Consider the following 784-nt stretch of genomic DNA (forward strand, 5'->3'; position numbering starts at 1 on the left):
GCTGATATGTAGGTCCGGTTGTCAAGGGGGCAGAGGTGAGCGGCTCCAGGCTTTTGGTTCCTGGGGCCGCTCACCGTGTGCCGGCCGGTCGTGGTTTGGGTGCTGGCGAGTCTTTCTCGACTGCAGAGTCAGGCTGACATTCGCGGGTTGATTACCGCATGACGATTTGTTCGGCTGGAGCGTATCGGTGTCTAGAATCGAGCGTCGACGGTTTGAACCCGTCTGCTCATAGCGCTGTCTCGAGTTAGCTCCGTGTGCTGCCGCGGCTTCTTCACCACGTCCCGGGGGCACGTCCTTAGGCCGCGTTCATGCGTTCTCCTTGCTGGAGCGGGGCGGCCAGTGACCAGCACCACCCGGCGAGTTCGCGGGCGATCGCGGTGTTGGCCTTGACCGGCATTTTGTGCCGTTCATCGAAGTGTTCCCACTTGCGGTGGAGCCGGTGGTTTCCTTCCAGGGCGCGGATCCGGGTTGCCGGTGCGACGAGATCGAGTTGGCGCAGCAGCCGTTCCCCAGGCCGGGCGTAGGGGCGCCGGTGCTGCCAGGCGGCCTCGATGAGGAGCTTGCGGGCGTAGGTGTTCCCGGCCTTGGTGATCGGGCCCTGGTGCCGGGACGGGCCGGAGGATTCCTCGCTGGGCACCAGCCCGAGATAGGACCCGATCGACGAACCGGTGAAGCGGGTCCAGTCCCCGATCTCCACGGCCAGGCCAAACGCGGTCGTGACCCGGATACCCCGCAGGCACATCAACGCGTCAATCACCGGGCCGTAGCGGCACGTCACTGCGGT

The 784-nt window shown here is 65.4% G+C and carries 1 protein-coding gene; it reads right to left on the minus strand.

From position 1 onward, the window contains the following. Positions 1–295: 295 nt before the first annotated feature. Positions 296–784, minus strand: a 489-nt coding sequence (locus CXQ91_RS25660; protein WP_146072437.1) for a transposase, incomplete at its 5' end; no start/stop codon positions are given.

Source organism: Arthrobacter sp. Y81 (assembly GCF_002929335.1).
Lineage (GTDB): Bacteria > Actinomycetota > Actinomycetes > Actinomycetales > Micrococcaceae > Arthrobacter.